Genomic DNA, 21,832 nt, shown 5'->3' with positions numbered 1-21,832 from the left:
ACGCGACTGACTCAGTACGCGCCCTTGTGGCTCAACACGGCGCCCACCGTGCGGAACATGAGCACGATGTCGCCCAGAATCGACCAGTTCTGCACGTACGCCACGTCGAGCGCCTCGCTCTCCTCGGCGGTCAGGTCGGAACGGCCGGACACCTGCCACGGGCCGGTGATGCCGGGCTTGACGAGCATGCGCGTCGCGTACAGCTTGTTGTAGCGCTCGTACTCCTCGGGCAGCGGCGGGCGCGGGCCCACGACGGACATGTCGCCCCTGAACACGTTGAGGAACTGCGGCAGCTCGTCGATGGAGAAGCGGCGGATGAAATGGCCCACCTTGGTGATGCGCGGATCGTCCTTCATCTTGAAGATGAAGCGGTCCTCCTGGCCGCTTTCCTCGGCGAGCTTCGCCTTGAGCTCGTCGGCGTTGGTCACCATGGAGCGGAACTTGAGCATGCGGAACGGCTTGCCGCGCAGGCCGATGCGCTCCTGCGAGTAGAACACGGGACCGCCATCGGTCACCTTGATGGCGATCGCGACGGGCAGCGTGATGATGAGCGAGCACAGGATCGCAAGCGTCGAGACGATCAGGTCGAACGCGCGCTTGACGATCGTGGTGGCGGGCCCGTACTGGGCGAGGCGCTGCGTGATGATCGTCGTGCCCTGGATGGAGCGCACCTGGATCTCATGGTTGGTGGTGTCGGCGGCGGAGGCGACGAGCGCGGTCTCGAGGCCGAGCGACTCCATGCGTACGGAGAAGATGTTGAAGTTGTCGGAGAAGCGGCGCAGCACATCGGTCACCATCACGGTCTGCGCGTTCATGCCGACCACGCGCTCGGCGAGCGAATGGTCGTCGTATTCGAGCACGGGCAGACGGGAACCCCAGTTGGCGAACACCTCGCGGTCGATCGCCTCGCGGTCATGGTCGGGGTGGATGGTGCCGGTCTCCTTGTCGAGGAGGATCGGGCACACGGCGACGGGCCTGTAGTTGAGCTGTTCCCTTCGGGCGAGGAACCGCAGCATGCGGCCGATGCCGTGCGGCGAACCGACGATCACGGTGCCGTACGCGTATCCGCCCTTCTGCCTGCTGCGCGTGATGACCAGTCGCGCGATGTAGCGTTCGATCATCGCGAACACCCACACGGGCAGGAGCAGCACGACCGTGGTGCTGAACCACACATCCACGTCAAGCACGTAGTTGATTGCGCACAGAATCACCCATGCCTGGATGGTGCCGAGGAACAGCAGCGAGTTGAGCTGGTATCCGTCGCCCATCACGTGGCGGTGGTAGACGCCCATCGTGTTGAGGCAGCCGACGTAGACGATCGCCGCGATGATGAGGTACACGGTCAGGTTGAGGTCGAAGCCGAAACGGTCGGAGACGAACCCGTCGGTCGGCTGCCACAGCATGATCACGGTGGTGGCGACGACGAGGAACACGGCCGCGTCGACGAGCGCCAACGCCAGGTTGACGAAGAAACGCCAGTACAGGACGCGCGTCAGCTGCAGCTGGCGGGTATCGGCGAGCTGTACCGGACCTCCGGCCGCTGGGGCGGCACTGGTTCCCACACCTGTTTGACCTGACAACACCACTGTCCGAACCTCGTTTTCCTTGTTCTCTCCCGGCATGACTCCGTCAGGAGATGCCACTGAGGCTCAGCTTAGCAGCACCATCTACCCAGTTTCCACACATCCCGTATTGCGGGCGGTGGCTGGGAAACGCCGGTGCCAAGTGTTCGCGACGAGTTCACTTTCCGGCAATGTTCCCTGTGTTCCCGGTGCTCTCGGTATTCCCGGCGTCTCCCGCTCCGAGTTCCACCACCGCGTCGCAGTACTCCAGCACCTCGGCTCTATGCGTGACGATGAGCACGGTGCGGTCGCGCAGCGCGCGGATGCGTTCGAGCATCGCGTGCTCGGTGGCGACGTCCAACGCGGACGTGGATTCGTCGAGGAGCAGCACGGGCGCGCCGCTGTAGAGCGCGCGTGCGACGGCGATGCGCTGCATCTGCCCTTCGGACAGTCCCGTGCCGTGTTCGCCGAGCAGGGTCGCGTAGCCGTCCGGCAGGTTCTCGACGAATCCTGCGGCGTCGGCGATCCGGCACGCCTCGCGCACGCGGTCGTCGTCGATGTGCGCCGGGTCGGGGTCGCGGTCGGCGAACGCGACGACCTCGCGGATCGTTCCGGACATCAGATTGTTGCCTTGCGGCACGTACGCGAAGAAGCCGTGCGGCACGTCGCCGGGCGCGACGAGGCCGCCCGTATCGTCGCGCACGCCGATTGCGCCCTGCTGCGGCGCGTAGGCGCCGAGCAGGAGCTTCATCACCGTGCTTTTGCCGATGCCGGAACGTCCGGTGAACGCCACGAAGTCGCCTTTGCGGATGAGACAGGAGAAGTCGCGGAGCACCTGGTTGCGTCCGTACGTGAAGTCGACGTGGTCGAAGCTGAGGCCGCGTGCGCGCGCGTACAGGTCGCGCGCGTCGCCGGCCTCGCGCGGCGCCGGTGCGTGCGCACCGTGCGCGTCGCGCGTCGTGAGGTCCGTCACGTCGCGCGTCGCATCGTCGCCGACTTCGATGAGCCGTTCCGCGCTGGCGAGCATCGCCGCGTGCTGCGGGAACATGCCGCCCATCATCGCGAACGGCGATTGGATCTGCCCGATGAGCTGGATGACGGCCATCATCGTGCCGTAGCTCAGCGTGCCGTGCAGGATGCCGAAACCGCACCAGACGAATCCGATGAGATAACCGAGGTTCATCGCGGATGACAGGCCGGTGCTCGCCACGGCGGTGACGGTGACGCGGCGCATGCGCGCACGCCGATGCGCGTCCATGCGCCGCCCGGCGAGCGTCTCCACCTTGCCGCCGACGCCGAACGCGCGGATCACGAGCAGGGATTCGAGCGCCTCCTGCATGTACGAGCGGACGCGGCCGCCCGCCTCCTGCACGCGCTTGTGGAGGCGTTTGAGCAGGCCGCGAAGCAGGAAGGACGCGGACGCCATCACGCATCCGGCGACGAGGAACAGCGCGGTGAGCAGCGGCGCGAGCACGATCATCACGGCGACGACGCCGACGATGCGGATCGCCATCGACACGGCGTTGGGCACAAGCGATGTGACCGCACCGGAGACGACGGTCACGTCGGAGGTGAGGCGGTTCATGAGTTCGCCGGAATGGTACCGCTGCGTGCGGGCGAGCGGCGCGTCGAGGATGCCGGCGAACACGTGCGCGCGCATGCGGTTGTCCATCGTGGCGCGGGCGCGTTCGGCGACCATGACGTTGGCGGCACGCAACGTGATCTGGATGATGATGGCGACGCCGAACGTCAGCGCCTCGCGGATGAACGCGGATTCGTCATGGGCGACGGCCGCATCGATCGCGCCGCGCATCATCAGCGCGTATCCGACGGCGATGGCCGCCATCGCGGCCTGAAGCACGCACAGCGCGGCGACGAGAAGCGACGAACGGCCGTAGACGCCGAGCAGCCAGCGGTAGACGCGCCACGTGGGGGTGGCGGAGGTCGCCTTGTGACGGGCCATGTGCGGGATCAGTAGTCGCCGGTCCATCCGCCGTCTCCGCCGTCGGTGGTGCCGGACGAGCCGGAGGTGCCGTTGTTCGTATTGCCGCTGCCGCTGGTGCTGCTGCCGTTGTCGCCGAACAGCTGGGACGTGTCGGCGGAGTTATCCTCCCCCGCGTCCGGGTCGGCGGTGGAACCGTTGCCGCCCGTGGTGGAGCTGCCGTTGCCGGAACCAGTGCTGCTGGAACCGGCGCCGCCATCGGTACTGCTGGTGTTGCCGGAGCCATCGGTAGTGGTGGTGTTCTTGGACTTCGACGTGGAATCAGTGCCGGACTGCTGGCTCGTGCCGTTCGAGACGGTGGTCACGTCGCCGGGGCGACCGGTGTGCGAGGTCGCGAAGGCGAACAGTCCCGCCGCGATGGCGACGGCGCAGACGGCGACGATCGCCAGCACGATCACACGTTTGCGGGAGCCGTGCGTGGCGTGCTCCGCTTTCTCGTGGGAATTCCCGGAATCATACGTTCCGGATTCGGGTTGCGTCATCGTTGCTCTCCTTGATGATTGATGGCGATTAGCGCGGGACATGCGAAAGGCGGGGAGCACAAGCCTCGCTCGCGCTCCCCGCCTCAGGGGACGTCAGTCGTCACGCGGTGGGCGTGACGGACGGGTCGACGGCCGTCGGATCGGTCTGCGTCGTCGGGCAGCCGGGGGCCGGATTGAACGGATCGCAGCCCTGGTTGTCGCTCGTGGTGATGACATCAAGGCCGGTGAACATCGTGGCGTGCAGCCACGGCTTCTCGTATTGCATCTTTTCCATGATCATGCCTCACTTGGTCGTGTTGGTAGCTTTCTTGTACGCATCCTGAAGGGCCTGAGCGTAGTCCTTGTCCTTCTGGGAGGCGCTCTGGTCAGCGAGGATGGCGTTGGCCACCTGGTTGACCGAACGGTACTGGACGCCGTCCTCCACACGGGCGGTGGTGCCTTCCACGGTCTTGAACTGGACATAGAACCGCGACACCACCTGACGGTCGTAGTTCTTCGCCGCGATGGAGGGAAGCACCAGGCTCGTGGAGTACGAACCGTCAGCGGAAACGGTGTAGTTCTTGCCGGCCAAGGTCAGCGGGAGACGCTTCGAAGCATCGTACGTCTCGCCGGTGCCGTAGTCCCAGCCCCACGCGTAATCGCTGAAGCTCTTCAGCTCGTTCAGACGGTAACGGAAGCGGAGATCGGTGGTCGCGGCGTTGCCGTTGTTCGAGTTGCGCAGGGAGGTGCCGTTGAACGCGAAGAAGTCGGACGTCTGCGGGACGACCACGAACTTGGAGGCGTTGACGCTGCCGGCATCGGTCACGGCATTGACGGACTGGTAGCCGTCCTTCACGTAGGACTTCGTGCCCCACTTGTCGCCGTTCGCCGGGTTGGCGTACGCGTTGTTGACCCAGTCGGTGCCGTCGAACGTACCGCCGGAAACGGAGTAGCGGACGATGCCCTTGGCGGTATCCGCATCGTTCTGGTCGAGCAGACGCTTGGAGCTCGCATCACCAGTGCTCTTGAAGGTACCGCCGTTGATGGTCACCTGGACATCGCTGTTGCCTTCGGTGGCATCGTCGACCTTGATGGCGTAGGCGACGCTCTCATCGGCCTTGGTGGCGCTCTTCCACGTCGTCAGACCGTCGAAGTTGCCGCTTTCGATGGTCAGCTTCGCGGTATCGTTCACCTGGACCGCCGGGCCACCGGTGACGGTGCCCTTCTCGTTGGCGGACGTGTCCTTGATGGTCAAGGCGCCGTTCGCACCGCCGACGGCGAGCGCCGGGGTCCCCGCGGACGCGGTGATGTTGTATCCGTTCAGGTTCAGGTCGATGGCCTTGTTGTTCAGGTAGACTTGGTCCGTCTCGACGCTCTTCTGCAACGTAACGGTGGAGTTGCCACCCCATGCCGCGGAGACGGCTTCCTGCAACGTACCGTAGCTGCCGATCTCGTCACCGTTGTCGTTGCGGGTGACCGTAGCCACAGGTTCAGCAGTATTGTCACCATCCGCGGCGTAGGCGGCCGGGGCGGCGGCGAACAGGGCCGCCACCATGGCGAGGCCGGCTACCGCGCCGATTCCCTTCTTCATGTTCTTCACTGTCATCTTTCACCTTCGTTCTCGGTCAGTCATTCTGCCGATTCATCGTGGGAATCACGGTGCATGTCCTACACTGCACGGGCGTCCATCGTTCTTCCTCTACCGGGGAGTCTAACACCCACCCGTTAACAAGGGAACAGCCATGCACCCGAATCGTCCACAGGCTGACATCGTTCGCCAATCTGTGTCGTCCGTCGGCTACGCCGCGCGCCGACCGTCACTCGCCGCCGAGGAGCGCGCCGGAACTGGCGCGGACGGCGGCATCGCTGATCGTGCAGGAGAGACGGTAGACGGGCACGGCGGCGAGCAGCACGTCGAGTAGACCGAGCGTGCCGAGCGCGGCCGCCGGGTCGGCGGGCATGTAGGTCTGCCGCGCGACGTACGGCAGCGACGTGGCGGTGTCGAGACGCACGCACGTGTTCGCCACGCCGTCGTCGTCGAGGAAACGGACCGGCGCGGCGTCGGCGGGCATCGCCGCCGCGCCGCGGTCCGCCTCGTTCACCGGGCCGCCGCCGGTGGCGCGCGTCACGACGCAGATGCCGGCGAGAGGCGCACCCACGTTGCGCTGCCAGCCTTCCTTGCCCGCCCACGGCGTGCCATACGCGATGACGCGCGGCGTCGCGGTGCCAGCGTCGCCGCCGCGTTCGATGCGCAGGATCGGTTTGTCGCCGTTGATGATCTGCACGCGGTCGCCGAACACGCGTCGCCACAGACTGATGTGCGTGCTTTTGCCGGTGCCGCTGGGCGCGGTGAAGATGTATGCGCGTCCGTCCATCGCGATGGTCGCGCCATGGAAGACGAGCCGGTCGTGCAGGGGCGCGTATTCGGCGATCCTGCGGAATACGGCGAGGGTTTCGAGATAGTCGTCGCGCCAGTCGCCGGGATCACCGACGGTGCGCTCATGGTCGATATCCGATTGCGTGGTGACGATGGCGAGGTCGGCCGACGCGGCGTCGCGTGCGAACCCGTGCGATTCGATGAGATAGTCGGCGGCCTGACGGCGGATCCGATCATGCATCGACCGCACCGCCACCGTCACCCCAGCCACCCGCATACAAAATTCACTCACCCCCGCATTCTAAAACAAAAAGGCTCGTATCCGCACATTCATGCAGATACGAGCCTTCGCCAAATTCGGCTCCCTCTGATGAGGGAGCTGTCGGCGAAGCCGACTGAGGGAGAGAAACCCAAGACAAGCTAGCTGGAACGCAACATTTTCAAACCGCTACGTCAGCCGCCTCTTAATTCCCACTCAGCTCATAAATCGGCCCATAATTATCCGAATCCGAATCCGGATGCTCGGCCGGCGTCATCCCCTGCGAGGAGGAGCCGTCACCGGACGAATCCCCGCTGGAATCCTGCGAATCGGACCCGTCGGAGTTCTCCAGTTCGGAGAAGTCCAACGTGGGTTCGCCGCTGTCGGAGTTGCCGGAGCCGGATTTCGACTTCGACGTGGACTCCTTGTTGACGCTGGTGCTCGTACCGGAGGTACCGGTGTTGCCGTTCGTCTTGTTCCCGGAGGAGACGGCGAACGCGGCGATCGCCGCGACCACGACGATGATGACGATGGCCGCGACGATCGCGATGACCCGCTTGCGCGGGAAGGCAGAGGACGACGCAGAAGCGCCGTGTCCGTCATGCTGAGGCATACTACCGAACTCCTACCGCCTCAGTTGAGGGTGCTGGCACCGGAGAGGTCACCGAAGTCGATGTCGCCGCCACCGTTATCAGTGCTGCACTCGGGATCATCCGGGCTTTCGCAACCAGTCATGTTGGAGTCGCAGACGATATCGGTGCCGGACACCAGAATGGCTTCCAGTTCAGGCTTCTCATATTCCTTCATGATCTTCTTCTTTCCTCATCAATCATTCGGCAGTGGCAGTGGGCACGGTCACCGTTTGGGCGGCGCCTCTGACGGCAGTACCGTCAAGCGTACGCCACTGCGGAATCACAGTAAACGTGGTACCGGCCGGAACACCTGTAATGACAGCGGTGGTGAGATACCTTGCGTCACCCTGATTGAGTTTCGTATAACCGCTATCGCTTCCATACTTAGGATTACCAGCAGTCGTGTACGAGACATCCTCACCTGCCGCGTCCGTTCCCTTCACGTAGTTGTAGACCTTCTTCTTCGTATCAAGCACGATGCTCTTCTTGCCCGACTTGATGATGAAGAGGAAGGATCCGTAATTGTAACTGTCGAGACCGGAAATCAGACGGACATCACGCTTGCCGTCAACAGGCTTGGAGAACTGCGCGTGGGTGGTGATTGTACCATCCCCGACGAAGTGCGAATACAGGGAACCCGAATAGGCGGTTCTACTCACGACGATGCCGGTGCCAGGCACCACGCCCTCAAAACCAGCGGCCGTGGGATCCCACACGTGGTGGTTCGTACCGTCCACAGAATTCTGGACTTTATCTTCCGTCTTAAACGCGGACTGGCTGGTGTACCAGCCGGCGAACAGCTTGCCGGTCACGGTCGGCGCGGTGCTATCAAGCTGTCGAGTACCGACCCACGGCCTGCCATACAGGGTGACGGTACCGGTGGTGGTGCCGTTTGCAGCCGTGAACGGAGCCGCGCTCGTACCGGAGGTGAGGACCTTCCGGCCGTAGATGGCCTTGGTGGTGGCGGCCGAAGCGAGCGCGGTCATCGTCTCGCCATTGTTCGTGTAGGTGGTGTCCAGCTTGGTGCGCTTGGAATCGTTGACGAGATTGCCAAGCTGCTCCAGCAGATTATCACTCTGAGAAGCATCGCCGAGCCACAAGTTGTATTCACTCTCATCCGCGGAAGACGTGGCAGTGGCAGCCGGATTCACATTCGCGGAGAAGGTGTTGCCACTCTGCTGCGCCTGCCCGATGTAGTACTCCTTGCTGCTGCCTTCACCAATCTGCAAGCTTCCCTGCTCCTGAGCGAGGATGTTCACCGCGGAACCGGACTCCGAAGCAATGGCATTGCCGTTCTTGTTGTCATCGCTGATGCTGCCACCAACGATATTCGCCGTAGCACCCTTGCCCAAGACCAGAGCATTGTTGCTCCCATTGGCGGAATAGGAGCCGTTCGAGATATTGATGGTCGAAGCAACGCCGGAATCGGAGTAGACGGCGGCGTCGCGACCCCATATGGTCGGATAAGTGGTACTACGCTCTGTTGTCAAAAGGTCCTTAATAACCTCATCGACTGCGTTGATCAATTCATCAACAAGCCAAATGCCTGTACGAGTTAAATTGATTTTAATATCAAGACCCAAGTTATCCGTACGTTCATAATATCCCGAGCTATTCAGATTAACGGTAAAACCGCCTTGCGTGACACGAATTGCATACTGCTTCGTGTTCGCTCCACTAGCCCCAGATACCACATGAGAGTTACCGGTCAAGTCAAAATCTCCACCATCAACCGTAATCGCACTAGGGATACCAGCGTAATTACGAAGACCAGTAAGACCAGCCACATTCAAGAGGTTGATTCCAGCAAGATTGACATCGTCAAGAACGACTTTTCCAGCCAAGGTCAAAGAAGTGCCATCAGGAATCGAAAAAACAACATTACGCAAAATAGCAGTATCAGCAGCCGTAATCGTTAACGACGTCGAAACTCCATCATGCCCCAGTTTGTACGATGCCGGTTCCGCATATCCGTCATAGCTTGTTACACCAGCGCTTAATAGAGTATGCTCACTTGTCTCGTTAAACTTAATGACATTTGAATCAGTTATAAATATTTCTGAATTGCCATTTGTGATGCAAGTGTTAAAAAGACTTTTGGTCATATGCCGGGCACGAATTTGTATCCGCGGCGTTGGCGGGGGCTATGGCGATGGTGGAGAGGACCATCGCGGCGGCGGCCACGATGGCTGCTGCTGCGCCACCCCTCATATGTAGATTCCTCATGATTGCTCTCTTCCCGACGCGGCCTAATCCGCCGCGTCTGCAACTTCATCGGCGGATGCCGGTACGGTGGCCGCGCTCCTTACTTCCTACACGTGTCCCCTGCGGCATCCCCTGCTATTCAACGTAGCCCTCCCCCTCACCGCATAATGGGACATCGTCCACAAATTTGGTCGGATATCGCACGTCATCATGCCGAAATCCGCCCGAAAGCGTGCTCCGCGTATTTGGTCAATCACTCCGAAATCGTTGCAATACCGGGCATTCTCGACCATATCGCACGCGAACGTTCGATATTCATCAAGAATTAACCGCGAGAGAAACGCCGACGGCCATCGTCCCGCGTCATCACACGCGAACGGCATCATCGCTGATACAACAAACGCGGGGCGCGGCGACGTGACCACTCACGTCGCCGCACCCCGCTTACGGCACTGAAGCCGACCACCGCGCTACGCCCGTCAACTCACGGGCGTGGACGCATGGGCTCAGGACAGGTCGCCCCAGTCGAGGTCGCCGCTGCCGTCGCCATCACCCCAGTCGATGCCGCCGTTATCGCCGCCGGCGTCACCGCCGCCGCCCATGTTCGACTCGCACACGATGTCAGTACCGACCAGCTGGATAATCTCCAGTTCCGGCTTCTCATAAGGCTTCATATTCGTTTCCTTTTGTCGGTATTTCTACTTTGCTTGTTTGCAGTTGTCGGATTATGACTCACTCGATGGTGAGCTTGCCGTCCTGGCTCAGGGTGACCGTCTGACGGGCGCCCTTGACGACCGTGCCGTCAAGCGTCGTCCACTTCGGAGCGACGGTGAACGTCGAACCAAGCGGCACATTCGAAATGACGCCGGTCGCCAGATAGCGGGCCTGGTCCTGAGCGGCCTTCGCCGTGTACGTCGGCGTCTTCGACGTGTCTTTATGGTCGTCGATATACGCCGGGTTCAGAGCGAACGCCTTCTTCTCGCCGTTCTCCGTCACATAGTCGTAGGCGGTGTGACTGTACAGGCCCTTGATCGAACCCTTGTAGATCACCGCGAACGTGACGCCCTTGAAGTTGTAGCTGTCCAAGCCGGCCAGCAGACGCACATTGCGATAGCCGTCACCCTTGCTGGCGGACGCAGTCTGACCAGTCACCTTGATGGTCTTGGACCCGACGAAGTGCGGGTAGAGAGAACCGGAGTAGCTGCTCTTGTCCAGAACGATCGTGTCGTTCCAAGACTTGGAGCCCGCATCCCACACGTGATGCTTCGGCTGGTTGCCGTCGGCATCAACGGTGGTACCGCTGTTCAGCGACTCACCCTGAATGGTGTCCTCGGCCTCCCACTGGGACTGGCTGGTATACCAGCCGGCGAACAGCTGGCCATCCTTGGTCGGCGCGGAGTCACCCGGCGTGTAGGTGCCGGTCCACGGCGCACCATACAGGGTGACGGTGCCGCCGACCTTGGTCTTATCCTTGGAGATGTTCACCGTCTGGAACGGGCTGACGCTCGTGGAACCGTCGGAGATGACCTTACGCCCGTAAATCGCCTGGTTGGTGGCGTCGGCATAGTCGGCGGTGAGCTTGCCGTCCTTGTAGGTGGAATCATTCAGCTTGGCAGCGGCCGGAGTGGAGCCCGCGGTCTCGGCGGTCAGCAGGTTCCCAAGCTGGGTGAGCGCGTTGTCGCTGGACTGCGCGCCGCTGGTCCACAACTCATAGTTGTCGGCGCCAGCCGGATCGTTCAGCGTGGTGGACGCAGTAGAGTTCACCTGAGCGGCAAACGTGTTGTCGCCCTGCTTCTGCACCTGCTCGATCCAATAGCTGCCGTTCGCGGTGATGTTCGCGTCACCCTGCTTGGAAGCAAGGATGTTCACCTTGGAATTCTGCTCGGACTCGATGACCTTCGGAGTACCCTTGGTGGTGAGAGTGGAACGGTCAATGGTGTCCGTGACCGTACCCTTGACAAGGTTCATCACGGCAGAGCCACGAAGTTCCACAGCATAGCTGTCAGTGCTCTTGCGAGCACTGGAGTCCGTCTCGGTGCCGGGATTGAGCAGCGCCGCGGAATTGTCGATGTTGAGCGTACCGCCGGTGTACACACCGTTATGCTCGCTGTCGACGGCATTGCCGATCTTGGTGCTGCTGATTTGCACGGCATTGCCTTCACCGCCGATGTTGACGGTGCCGGAGGTAGAAACGGCACCATTGAGCACGTGAGTGCCGGTCACCTCGGTGTCCTTCTGGTTCGAGTAGGAGCCGTTGGTGATGTTGATGGTGGTGTCAGCACCTGGCACGGAGTACACAGCTGCGTCACGGCCCCACACGGTGGGGTAGTCGACGGTACGGTCAAAGGAGAGCAATCCAAGAACCGGGTTCAGGAGCGTGTCTACGAGATCACCTAGGAAACCCAACCCCGAAAGGTCAATAGCGGCCAAGCCGGCACGACCCTTCTGCGTGTAGGTGCCAGTGCTGTTGAGATTCACAGTAGCGCCACTGCCGGTAAGCACGATACCACGATTCGCCTGACTGGTCCTGTTGCCGGCACCGACCGCCATACGGGAGAAGTCGTTCATGGTGAACGTGGCGTTACCTGCAACCCTGACACCGTAATCAATACCCGCAGGAGTACCGCTGGTTCCGAGACCGATAAGGCCCCCAATACTGATTCCCGCAAGTTCCGCATCGTCCAACACCACTTTGCCCGCAAAAGTAAGGTGCGCTCCCGATTGCACATCGAACTGCACATTGCGCATGATTACATCGTTGCCATCTTCTGCGGTCGTGATAGTGACGTCACGCGTTACTTTCTCCGTAGCAACTTTGCCATAACCAGTAAGAGTGTTGCCCCACAACACACCGGCTGTAATCAATTCCGGACCATAATTGAAAGCCAGCACCTCATTGTCGGTACCATGATCGCCGGCAATGACGATGGTCGAGCACGTGCCGTTGAGAGCTTTTTCAAACGACTTCTGCGTAGAAACGTCGCACACGCTATCCGCGGCATAGGCCGGGGCGATGGCGAAGGTCGATAGGACCATCGCGGCGGCGGCTACGATCGCCGCGGCGACGCTGCCCCTTGTTCGTAGGTTCTTCATGTTTTCCTCCTCATGGCGCGGACCATGCAAACCGCCCGCACCTGGATACTTCATTGGTGGACGCACCGCGTCATGGCACCGTCACGGTGATTTCCAGCCGCAACCGGTTTCACAATCACCGTGGCGTTCCATGACGACCGAAAATAACGCATCCGCACGAAATGCCGCCCGCGTAGGTCCACTTTTTGGCAACGCTGCCATCCATCGGACGTCATCTCACATAATCAGACAATCACATATCGAACCGTTGCAATACCGACGTTCCCCACACATCATCGCACCCATCGCGAACCCACCCGGCCAAGCGCGAAACGCCGACCCCTTTGGCAATCCCACAAATGTGAAGATTCACGGGGGCTCCGACCACATTGCCGAGCACGCTTGCGCCGCACTCCCCCGCATCGTTACCGTCGAACCCATGAACGGAACGGACCACACCATTGCAGGCGGCACGGCGACGACCATGACGGACGATCTCGCGCAACGGCGGCGCGACGCCGTACGCCGCTGCACCGAAGCGGCGACGGCGGCCGGCCGCCAACTGATGTTCGGCATGACCACCTCGCTCATGCTCCAATCCGTGCCGATTCCCGCCACATGCGACCTCGACACGTCACTCCTCCACACCGTGTCCAGCACCAAACAACGCCGCACACGCAAACGCGGCATCCCGACGCAACCACACGTCTGGCGGGCGCTCGGCGACGCCGAACCGGTACGCGTCAACCGACACGTCTACGCATTGGACCTGACGCACACGTGGGCGCAGCTCGCGTCGCACCTGCCGTTCGAGGAACTGATCGCGCTCGGCGACGCGATCGTCACCGCGATCGCACGGCAATCCTCATTACATCACGGACGCACCGCAACCCAGATACGCGACGGCCTCGCCACGTTCGCCGCGGAACTGCCGACGTTCCGAGGCAAACGCGCGTGCATCGCGGCAGGCCGACACATCATGGCCGGCGTGGATTCGCCGATGGAGACCCGCAACCGGCTCGCCCTGATACGGCACGGCATCCCGCGCCCGGTCACGGGATACACGGTGCCCGGCATGGTGTTCGCCAACGGCGCTCCGATGACGCTCGACATGGCATGGCCGGAACAGCGCGTGGCCGTCGAATACGACGGCGACCAGCATCGCACCGATAAAGTCCAATGGCGGCGCGACAGCGAGAAACGCGACCGGCTGCTCAGCCACGGGTGGATCATCCGCATCGCTACGGGAGCGACGATGGCCAACGCCGATGCGCGGGCGGAACACGCGTTCGGTGTCGCGCGATCGCTGATGCTGCGCGGAGCCGAGTTCACGTTTCACCCGGTGGAGCAGCCGCTGCGGTGAGGTGCCGGTGCAGGTGGATGCTGGTGTGGGGTGAGGGCTGGCGTGGGGTGAGAGTGAAGTGCTGAGGTGAGCGGGTGTGCTGAGATGAGTGGGCATGAATGATGGCTGGGGCTATGACCTGCTTTTCGAATGAGGACCTATCGAGCATCCGGCCAGGCTCGGCTTGCCCTTCGGCGCAGAATAGCCATGATCCGTCGTCGAGGGACAACGATTCCTGCCCCTCGATGGAGATTACGGATGATTCGGCATCGAGGGGCAAGCCCCAAACACCATGGCCTGTGAAGGAGAGCCAAGAACCGTTGGAAAATGGCGGTTTTTGAAATCACGATTCCGCAGGCCTCGCGAAATCCATGCCCCTCGACGCGGAATATGCCTGATTTCTCGTCGAGGGGCAGGATTTCTTGTCCCTCGATACACATGGGGCTCAATTCGACGTCGAGAGGCAAGAATCCTTGTCCCTCGGCGCGGATGATCCTCCATTCCTCACCGAGGGGCACGAATCGCCATCCGAATCTTGCCCCTCGATGCGATTCCCGAATAATTCCAAGCCGAGGGGCTCATGAAAGGGGCCAGCCCACCCCGCTACGCCACGCCCAACAGCGTGAGCACGATGAGCAGCACGTTGAGCGCCACGATCAGCGCGGCCACGGCGATGAAGATCACGTGCTTGACCGTGCCGTCCACGTACTCGCCCATCAGCTTGCGGTCGTGCGTGTAGCGCAGGAGCGGGATGATCGCGAACGGGATGCCGATCGAGAGGATCACCTGGCCGATGACCAGCGCCTCGGTGGGATTCGGCGCGAACCACAGCACGATCAGGCCCGGCACGAGCGTGACCACGCGGCACGCCCACATCGGCGCCTTGATGCGCAGCAATCCGTGCATGATCTCCGAACCCGCGTAGGTGCCGACCGACGTGGAGCTCAGCGACGAGGCGAGCAGTCCGATCGAGAAGATCGTGCCGATCACCGGGCCGAGCACGCTCACGATCGCATGCTGCGCGCCTTCGATCGAATCGGTGCCGGTCATGCCGTGCAGCGAGTTCGCGGCGAGGATCAGCAGCGCGAGGTTCACGGTACCGGCGAGCACGAGCGCCCAGAACACGTCGATCTTCGACCCGTGCAGCAGCTCGCGCGTGGTCGGACGTTCCTCGCCGCCCGCGTAATGGTCGTTGACCAATGTCGAATGCAGGTAGATCGCGTGCGGCATGACGGTCGCGCCCAGCATCGAGGCGGCCATCAGCACGGAATCACGGTTCGAGAAGCGCGGGATCAGGCCGCCGAGCACGTCGGCCGGCGCGGGAGGCGCGATGAACAGTCCCGCGATGAACCCGAACGTGATGACCAGCAGCAGCGCGATCACCATCTTCTCGAACAGGCGGTGCGTGCGACCGCCTTCGAACATGAGCAGCACGGTGGACACCGCGCCGATCACCACGCCTCCCGCGAACAGCGGCAAGCCGAACAGCAGGTTCAACGCGATGGCGCCGCCAATCAGCTCGGCCAGATCGGTGGCGATGGCGATGACCTCCGCCTGCATAAAGAACATGAAGCGCCCGGCGTCGCTCATGCGCGAGCCGAGCAGTTCGGGCAGCGAGCGCCCGGTGACGATGCCGAGCTTCGCGGACTGGTATTGGATGAGCACGCTCATCGCGTTCGCGACGACCAGCACCCACATGAGCATGTACCCATAGCGCGCGCCGGAGGTCACGTTCGCGGCCACGTTGCCCGGGTCCACGTAGGCGACGGCCGCCACGAACGCGGGGCCGAGGATGCTCGCCAGCGAGTGCCCGTGCCGTACGACGCCGGCCTCGTGGCGCGCCCGCTGGCGTTCCTTCTCGAGTTCGGAGGCGACGCGTTCCGGCCCGCCGGCCTTCACGTAGTCGCGATGCTTGTCGACGCTGTGCCGACGGCCGTAGCCTTTGCCGGCCGCGGTGTCGGGCGTGGCGCGCACCGCATGCCCGCGTCCGTAGCCGCGCCCCTGACGCCGCGCGTTCGCGACGGTCGGATCGTTCGTCGCCGCCGCGCCGCTCACCACGCGATCGTCGTTCAGCGCCTTGCGCGAAGCGTCACCACGCACCGCGTCACCACGCACCATATCGCCACGCGCTTCATCATTATTCTCATCATTCTCAACACCGGTATCCTGCACTTGCCGCACTCCCCCTCGCGATTACCGTATGGTCACCGCATAATCACCGCACACCGGTATAGCGCACCCATGTTGCGCGCCGCAACCCGCCCACCATCCCGCCTGCCGCCCCACGCCAAACCAATCTTCCTCATAAAATGCGATACATCGCAGGAGTATCCCTCATAAAATCGTGAAATCATCGCAAAACTCACTCAGGAAATGTTGTTCACCATAGAAAACTCGCTCATAAAAGTGTAAAATCGGCCATATCGCAACGATTCATGGAAGGTGGGGAACATGACGTATCTCAAGCGCAACGCGGACGGTTTCCTCGAATCGTGGAAATCCGATCCGCATCGGCTTCCCCTCATCATCAAAGGCCCGCGTCAGGTCGGCAAGACCGAGACGATCCGTCGTTTCGCACGCAGCCACTACGCGAACGTCGTGGAGATCAACTTCGTGGAGGAACCGAAATACCGCGCGATCACGGCGGACGGCTACGCCGCGGACGCCGTCGTCCGCGCCATCTCCCTCATCGACCCGTCGAAACGCTTCATCCCCGGAGAAACGCTCCTGTTCTTCGATGAGATCCAGGCGCATCCGGACATCGCGACCACGCTCAAGTTCTTCGCGATCGACGGGCGTTTCGACGTGATCTGCAGCGGTTCGATGCTCGGCATCGGGTATCGGCAGATCGAAAGCAACAGCGTCGGGTACAAGACCGACTACGAGATGTATTCGATGGATTTCGAGGAATATCTGTGGGCGCGCGGATACGGCGACGACACCGCGGACGGCATGCTCGCCCATCTGTGCGAGGCACGGCCGTTCAGCCAGGTGGAGATGAACACCTTCTCCTCGCTGTTCCTCGACTACTGCGTGCTCGGTGGCATGCCCGCGGTCGTCGCCTCGTCCATCCGCACCGGGACTTTCGAAGGCACGTTGCAGATGCAACGGCAGCTCATCGGCGACTATCAGGAGGACATCCGCAAATACGCCGACGGTCTCGACCAGGCGCGCATCCTCAACGTGTTCAACCACATCCCCGTGCAGCTTGCCAAGGAGAACAAGAAGTTCCAAATCAGCAAAGTGGCGCGTGGCGCCCGGTTCAAGGACTACCGTGGATGCGTCGAATGGCTGGAATCATCCGGCATGGTGAACGTCTGTCACTGCCTGTCCTACCCGGAACTGCCGCTCAAAGGCAACTACGACGAGAACAAGTTCAAGCTCTATTTCGGAGACACCGGCCTGTTCGTCGCCATGCTGGACGACGAGGCGAGCGACGACCTTCGCGCCAACCGCAACCTCGGCGTCTACAAGGGCGCGTTGTACGAGAGCATCGCCGCCGAGGCATTGCGCAAATCCGGCTATGGACTCTACTACTACAAGAAGGAGGACTCCACGCTGGAACAGGACTTCTTCGTACGCACCCACGAATGGCTGGTGCCGGTCGAGGTGAAGGCGCGCAAGGGCACGGCGAAGTCGATGCGCACACTCATCGCCTCGGATTCATACCCGGAGATCCGGTTCGGCGTCAAACTGCACGCCGGCAATGTCGGCAGCAGCGAACACGTGTTCACCGCGCCGTATTTCACCACGTTCCTGCTGCGTCGGCTGCTGCGCGAATACGATGCGGGGCGCGCACCGCTGCTGGACGATCCGGAACGCTGAACCGCCCGCCGGCCGGAGTCACGTCTCACTGGTCGGCGGGGACTGCCTGGCCGGGGCAGGCGTGGAGGACGGCGAGCATCGCGTCCTTTTCGGCGGACGTGACGGTGAGGCCGTATTTCGATTTGACGCCGATCTGCCGCGCCACGTAGTCGCAGCGGTACGCGCCGTTCGTCGGCAGCCAGTATGCGGCGGACGCGGATCCCTTCTCCTGATTGGCGGGGCCGTCGACCGCGAGCAGATTGTACGGGTCGTTGCCGTAGCGGTATCGTTTCGCCGTGTCCCAGCCGCGCGCGCCCGACTGCCACGCGTTCTCCAACGCGACCACATGGTCGATCTGCACGGCGGCGGACGTCGTCGCGCCGCGCGTGAACCGGATCGTCCTGCCGGTGTACGGGTCGTCGAGCGTGCCGGACGCGACCGTGCACGCGTACCGGCCGGTCGAGCCCTTGAACGTGACATCCTTCAGATCGCGGGCGAGAATGTCCTCGCGGATGTCGCAGCCGTCGCCGTCATCGTCGGTCTCACGGTAGCCGAACGCGTCACGGCTGTAGCCGGACGCGTTCGGATCGTCGTCGACGGCGAGCGTGGCGAGCACGTCGGCGGCCTGTCCGGTCGCCGCGCGCTCGCCCGTGATCTTCGCGACGGTCGGGCTGATCTCCGGCAGGCCGAGACCGACCGCCGCACCGGCGAGCGCCGCGAGGATGACGAGGATCAGCACGCGTTCGACGAGCCGTTCCGCGCTGAAGCGGCGACGACGGAAGCGCGAATGATGACGGCGGCTCACGCGTAGGTGAAGGTGAGGGGGTCGTGACCGGCGCGGGTGGGACCGTCGAGCGCGTCGATCGCAGCATGCTCGGCCGGTTCGAGCACGAAGCCGAACAGGTCGAGGTTCTGGCGCTGACGGTCCGCGTGCACGGACTTGGGGATGATGATCGTGCCGTTCTCGATGTGCCAGCGCAGGATCACCTGAGCGGGCGTGACGCCGTGCGCTTCGGCGATGCGCTCGATCGTGCCGTCGCCGGCATTGAGGTCGGCGCCGCGGGCCATCGGCGAATACGCTTCGACGGCGATGCCGTGCGCCTTGCAGAAGGCGACGACCTCGCGCTGCTGCCACGTGGGGTGCAGTTCGATCTGGTCGATGGCCGGCCATTCGCCGGTCTCCTCGTGCAGCCTCTCCAGGTGCTCGGGCAGGAAGTTGCACACGCCGAGCGTCTTGACGCGGCCTTCCTCGCGCAGCTTCGTGAACGCCTTCCACGTCTCGCCGCTGCGCCAGTCGAACGGCGTGGGCCAGTGAATCATGTACATGTCGACGTAGTCGACCTGGAGTTTGGCGAGGGAGTCGTCGAACGCCTTGAGCGCGGAATCGTAGCCCTGCTGGGAGTCGCGCAGCTTGGTGGTGAGCCACAGGCTCTTGCGCTGCTCGCCCGTGTTGTAGCCGGTGGCGGCGAGCGCGCGGCCCACGCCCGCCTCGTTGTTGTAGCCGGCGGCGCCGTCGATGTGGCGGTAGCCGGCTTCGAGCGCGCTTTCGACGACGGGCACGACGCCTTCGTCGTCGATGCGCAGGACGCCGAGGCCGATCTGCGGGATGAGATGCCCGTCGTTCAGGGTGACGAGGGGCGTGTGGAAGGTCTTCGCGGGGTTGGCCGCGGGGGTGCCGGGGGTGTTCGTCATGATGGTTGTCTCCTTATCCGTCTTCCTCATCATAGGTGCCATCGTCGCCGTTACCGTCGTTAATCACAAGTGCCGTGGCCCGCGGGAGGCGGGCACACGGCACTTGGCGGATCACTGTCACGTGATCGACGTCACGACGATTGCGATGAATCGCGACGATCGCGGCTTACAGGCGCTCGAGCAGTTCCTTGACGGCGTCGGCGGCCGGGACGACCACCTTGTTCCCGCCGTCGCGATCGCGGATCTCGATGGTGCCGTCGTTGACGAAGTCGCGGCCGACCACGGCGATGACGGGCACGCCGATGAGCTCGGCGTCCTTGAACTTGACGCCCGGGGAGACCTTCTTGCGGTCGTCGTAGATGACCTCGACGCCGTTCGCCTCGAGCTCCTCGACCAGCTTCTCCGCGCCGTCGAACGCCTCGGCGTTCTTGCCGGTGGCGACCACGTGCACCTGGGCGGGGGCGCAGACCTTCGGCCAGGCGAGGCCACGCTCGTCGTGATGCGTTTCGGCGATGCAGGCGAGCACGCGGGAGACGCCGATGCCGTAGCAGCCCATCCACACGGGAACGGCCTTGCCGTTCTGGTCGAGGACCTTCAGGTCCAGCGCCTTCGAATACTTGAGACCGAGCTGGAAGACCTGGCCGATCTCGACGCCGCGCTCGAAGCTCAACGGGCCGGAGCCGTCCGGGCTCATGTCGCCGTGGCGGACCTCGACGGCCTCGACGGTGCCGTCGGCCTCGAAGTCACGGCCGTAGACGAGATCGTAGTAGTCGACCTCATGCTCGTCGGCGCCCGTGAACCAGGCGGAGCCCTTGACCACGTGGGCGTCCACGAAGTAGCGGCACGGGTTCTCGACACCGGCCTTCTCGGCCTGCGGGCCGAGCACCATCGGCCCGATGTAGCCGAGCACCAGCTCCGGGTGCTTCTTGAGATCGTCCTCGGTGGCCTCCTCGATCTCGGCGGGCGCGAACTGCGCTTCGAGACGCTTCATGTCGACCGTGCGATCGCCGGGCACGCCGACGACGACGACCTCGCGCCACGGCTCGTCGTGCTCCTCGTCCTCGGGGTGCTTGACGGTGATCGCCACGTTCTTGAGGATGTCGGAGGCGGCCCAACCGCGGCCGTCGGCGCGCGGATGGTCGGCGTCGGCGCGCTCGATCATCTTGTCGATGGTCTTCGCGTCCGGCGTGGCCTCCTTGTGCGCGGCCGGAGTGTCGGACGCGTCAATCTCGGGCAGTTCGGGCGTGTGCAGCGCCTCCACGTTCCACGCCTTGCCGGACGGGGCGAGCGCGAACGTGTCCTCGCCGATCGGCATCGGCGCAAGGAACTCCTCGGACGCGGAGCCGCCCATCGGGCCGGACATCGCGAACACCGGCACGTACTTCAGGTCGAGACGCTGGAAGACGCGCTCGTAGGCGCCGCGCTCGTCGTAGTACGCCTTCTTCAGGCCCTCCTCGTCGATGCTGAACGAGTAGGCGTCCTTCATGACGAACTCACGGCCGCGAATCAGGCCCGCGCGCGGACGGAACTCGTCGCGGTACTTGGTCTGGATCTGGTAGAGCGTGACCGGCAGATCCTTGTAGGACGAGTACATGTCCTTGACGAGGAGCGTGAACATCTCCTCGTGCGTGGGGGCCAGCAGGTAGTCGGCCTTGTGGCGGTCCTTGAGACGGAAGATGTTGTCGCCGTACTCCTCCCAGCGGTGGGTGGCCTCGTACGGTTCGCGCGGCAGCAGGGCCGGGAAGTGCACCTCCTGGGCACCGATGCCGGCCATCTCCTCGCGGATGATCTCCTCGATCTTGTTGAGGACCTTCAGGCCCAGCGGCAGCCAGGTCCAGATGCCGGGGGCGGCCTTGCGGATGTAGCCGGCGCGCTGCAACAGCTTCGCCGAATCGACGTCGGCGTCGGCGGGGTCCTCGCGCAACGTGCGCAGGAACAGGGTGGACATACGAAGGGTATTGGAAGTCATGCGCTCCACGATATTCAAATCAACCGACAACACCGACGACAACACCGAACCAGCCGACGGCACCGATTCGACCGATAACACCAAACCAACCGATGACACCGGTTCGACCGCAACTCCGAATCATCCAACAACGCCAAACCACCCGATGCAGCCCCGGCACCTCATGTCCCACCACCCTTCAGCGCGACTATTCCCGGAAATCAGCCCACTCATCCGGGAATCCTCGCGCTGACGACGTCCCAGCGCAAAGAATCCCGGAAAATCACCGCGTCGGCCGGGAATCCTTGCACTGACACGGGCTCAGCACAACTATTCCCGGACGAAGCCGCATATCTCCGGGAAAAGTTGCGCCGAAACGATAGGAGCGGTCGATTCCGGGGGCCGGACCGGCAGCGGCACCAACACTGGCACCAACACTGGCAGCAGCAGCGATACCGGCATCGGCATTGGCACCA

The 21,832-nt window shown here is 63.0% G+C and carries 17 protein-coding genes; 2 read left to right on the top strand and 15 right to left on the bottom strand.

Features of this window, described 5'->3' with window-relative positions; genetic code table 11:
* Positions 1-11 precede the first annotated feature (11 nt).
* The 11 genes from AC1AYD_RS03270 to AC1AYD_RS03220 form a co-directional block, all read right to left on the bottom strand.
* A complete protein-coding gene (locus tag AC1AYD_RS03270; protein ID WP_476531462.1) occupies positions 12-1,562 on the bottom strand; it encodes a sugar transferase in 1,551 nt (516 codons plus the stop codon).
* A gap of 178 nt (positions 1,563-1,740) precedes the next feature.
* Complete coding sequence (locus tag AC1AYD_RS03265; protein ID WP_476531460.1) at positions 1,741-3,525, bottom strand: ABC transporter ATP-binding protein; 1,785 nt, start codon at positions 3,523-3,525, stop codon at positions 1,741-1,743.
* 8 nt (positions 3,526-3,533) lie between these two features.
* Positions 3,534-4,046 (bottom strand): hypothetical protein, encoded by a 513-nt coding sequence (locus tag AC1AYD_RS03260; protein ID WP_476531458.1) that lies wholly within the window; start codon positions 4,044-4,046, stop codon positions 3,534-3,536.
* Between the two features lie 100 nt (positions 4,047-4,146).
* The gene (locus AC1AYD_RS03255; RefSeq protein ID WP_476531456.1) at positions 4,147-4,320 is read right to left on the bottom strand and encodes a hypothetical protein; all 174 of its coding nucleotides are present in this window, start codon (positions 4,318-4,320) and stop codon (positions 4,147-4,149) included.
* A gap of 9 nt (positions 4,321-4,329) precedes the next feature.
* Positions 4,330-5,631 (bottom strand): hypothetical protein, encoded by a 1,302-nt coding sequence (locus tag AC1AYD_RS03250; RefSeq protein ID WP_476531455.1) that lies wholly within the window; start codon positions 5,629-5,631, stop codon positions 4,330-4,332.
* Positions 5,632-5,842: 211 nt separating this feature from the next.
* The gene (locus AC1AYD_RS03245; RefSeq protein WP_476531453.1) at positions 5,843-6,643 is read right to left on the bottom strand and encodes a hypothetical protein; all 801 of its coding nucleotides are present in this window, start codon (positions 6,641-6,643) and stop codon (positions 5,843-5,845) included.
* A gap of 223 nt (positions 6,644-6,866) precedes the next feature.
* The gene (locus AC1AYD_RS03240) at positions 6,867-7,274 is read right to left on the bottom strand and encodes a hypothetical protein (protein WP_476502482.1); all 408 of its coding nucleotides are present in this window, start codon (positions 7,272-7,274) and stop codon (positions 6,867-6,869) included.
* 20 nt (positions 7,275-7,294) lie between these two features.
* Positions 7,295-7,468 (bottom strand): hypothetical protein, encoded by a 174-nt coding sequence (locus AC1AYD_RS03235; RefSeq protein ID WP_476502483.1) that lies wholly within the window; start codon positions 7,466-7,468, stop codon positions 7,295-7,297.
* A 22-nt stretch (positions 7,469-7,490) separates the two neighbouring features.
* The gene (locus AC1AYD_RS03230) at positions 7,491-9,398 is read right to left on the bottom strand and encodes a hypothetical protein (RefSeq protein ID WP_476502484.1); all 1,908 of its coding nucleotides are present in this window, start codon (positions 9,396-9,398) and stop codon (positions 7,491-7,493) included.
* Positions 9,399-10,004: 606 nt separating this feature from the next.
* Positions 10,005-10,172, bottom strand: a complete 168-nt coding sequence (locus AC1AYD_RS03225; protein ID WP_476502485.1) for a hypothetical protein — start codon at positions 10,170-10,172, stop codon at positions 10,005-10,007.
* 58 nt (positions 10,173-10,230) lie between these two features.
* Complete coding sequence (locus tag AC1AYD_RS03220; RefSeq protein WP_476544669.1) at positions 10,231-12,591, bottom strand: autotransporter outer membrane beta-barrel domain-containing protein; 2,361 nt, start codon at positions 12,589-12,591, stop codon at positions 10,231-10,233.
* A gap of 418 nt (positions 12,592-13,009) precedes the next feature.
* Here AC1AYD_RS03220 and AC1AYD_RS03215 point away from each other — a divergent pair, with 418 nt between their 5' ends.
* Complete coding sequence (locus tag AC1AYD_RS03215) at positions 13,010-13,933, top strand: hypothetical protein (RefSeq protein ID WP_476544668.1); 924 nt, start codon at positions 13,010-13,012, stop codon at positions 13,931-13,933.
* A 582-nt stretch (positions 13,934-14,515) separates the two neighbouring features.
* On the opposite strand, the gene AC1AYD_RS03210 is transcribed toward AC1AYD_RS03215, so the two are convergent.
* The gene (locus AC1AYD_RS03210) at positions 14,516-15,811 is read right to left on the bottom strand and encodes an Nramp family divalent metal transporter (protein WP_476544699.1); all 1,296 of its coding nucleotides are present in this window, start codon (positions 15,809-15,811) and stop codon (positions 14,516-14,518) included.
* A gap of 552 nt (positions 15,812-16,363) precedes the next feature.
* On the opposite strand from AC1AYD_RS03210, the gene AC1AYD_RS03205 reads away from it, so the two are divergent.
* A complete protein-coding gene (locus AC1AYD_RS03205) occupies positions 16,364-17,737 on the top strand; it encodes an ATP-binding protein (protein WP_476502489.1) in 1,374 nt (457 codons plus the stop codon).
* Between the two features lie 25 nt (positions 17,738-17,762).
* On the opposite strand, the gene AC1AYD_RS03200 is transcribed toward AC1AYD_RS03205, so the two are convergent.
* The 3 genes from AC1AYD_RS03200 to AC1AYD_RS03190 all read right to left on the bottom strand — a co-directional run bounded on the left by AC1AYD_RS03200 (position 17,763) and on the right by AC1AYD_RS03190 (position 21,377).
* Entirely contained in the window at positions 17,763-18,521 is a 759-nt protein-coding gene (locus tag AC1AYD_RS03200) for an HNH endonuclease family protein (RefSeq protein ID WP_476544667.1), read from the bottom strand.
* Complete coding sequence (locus AC1AYD_RS03195) at positions 18,518-19,408, bottom strand: aldo/keto reductase (RefSeq protein WP_476544666.1); 891 nt, start codon at positions 19,406-19,408, stop codon at positions 18,518-18,520. Before AC1AYD_RS03195 ends, AC1AYD_RS03200 begins: the two co-directional genes overlap by 4 nt.
* A gap of 166 nt (positions 19,409-19,574) precedes the next feature.
* The gene (locus AC1AYD_RS03190; protein ID WP_476544665.1) at positions 19,575-21,377 is read right to left on the bottom strand and encodes a proline--tRNA ligase; all 1,803 of its coding nucleotides are present in this window, start codon (positions 21,375-21,377) and stop codon (positions 19,575-19,577) included.
* Positions 21,378-21,832: the final 455 nt, after the last annotated feature.

Source organism: Bifidobacterium sp. LH_426 (assembly GCF_056356875.1).
Note: the sequence above shows the minus strand (reverse complement) of the source record. Positions and strands in the feature narration are given on the sequence as shown.

What these genes read in the sequence shown, in the direction of transcription:
- AC1AYD_RS03260 (WP_476531458.1), bottom strand. Translation starts at nt 4,046, where the DNA reads ATGACGCAACCCGAATCCGGAACGTATGATTCCGGGAATTCCCACGAG.
- AC1AYD_RS03220 (WP_476544669.1), bottom strand. Translation starts at nt 12,591, where the DNA reads ATGAAGAACCTACGAACAAGGGGCAGCGTCGCCGCGGCGATCGTAGCC.
- AC1AYD_RS03225 (WP_476502485.1), bottom strand. Translation starts at nt 10,172, where the DNA reads ATGAAGCCTTATGAGAAGCCGGAACTGGAGATTATCCAGCTGGTCGGT.
- AC1AYD_RS03230 (WP_476502484.1), bottom strand. Translation starts at nt 9,398, where the DNA reads ATGACCAAAAGTCTTTTTAACACTTGCATCACAAATGGCAATTCAGAA.
- AC1AYD_RS03250 (WP_476531455.1), bottom strand. Translation starts at nt 5,631, where the DNA reads ATGACAGTGAAGAACATGAAGAAGGGAATCGGCGCGGTAGCCGGCCTC.
- AC1AYD_RS03255 (WP_476531456.1), bottom strand. Translation starts at nt 4,320, where the DNA reads ATGGAAAAGATGCAATACGAGAAGCCGTGGCTGCACGCCACGATGTTC.
- AC1AYD_RS03265 (WP_476531460.1), bottom strand. Translation starts at nt 3,525, where the DNA reads ATGGCCCGTCACAAGGCGACCTCCGCCACCCCCACGTGGCGCGTCTAC.
- AC1AYD_RS03235 (WP_476502483.1), bottom strand. Translation starts at nt 7,468, where the DNA reads ATGAAGGAATATGAGAAGCCTGAACTGGAAGCCATTCTGGTGTCCGGC.
- AC1AYD_RS03215 (WP_476544668.1), top strand. Translation starts at nt 13,010, where the DNA reads ATGAACGGAACGGACCACACCATTGCAGGCGGCACGGCGACGACCATG.
- AC1AYD_RS03190 (WP_476544665.1), bottom strand. Translation starts at nt 21,377, where the DNA reads ATGACTTCCAATACCCTTCGTATGTCCACCCTGTTCCTGCGCACGTTG.
- AC1AYD_RS03245 (WP_476531453.1), bottom strand. Translation starts at nt 6,643, where the DNA reads ATGCATGATCGGATCCGCCGTCAGGCCGCCGACTATCTCATCGAATCG.
- AC1AYD_RS03205 (WP_476502489.1), top strand. Translation starts at nt 16,364, where the DNA reads ATGACGTATCTCAAGCGCAACGCGGACGGTTTCCTCGAATCGTGGAAA.
- AC1AYD_RS03195 (WP_476544666.1), bottom strand. Translation starts at nt 19,408, where the DNA reads ATGACGAACACCCCCGGCACCCCCGCGGCCAACCCCGCGAAGACCTTC.
- AC1AYD_RS03240 (WP_476502482.1), bottom strand. Translation starts at nt 7,274, where the DNA reads ATGCCTCAGCATGACGGACACGGCGCTTCTGCGTCGTCCTCTGCCTTC.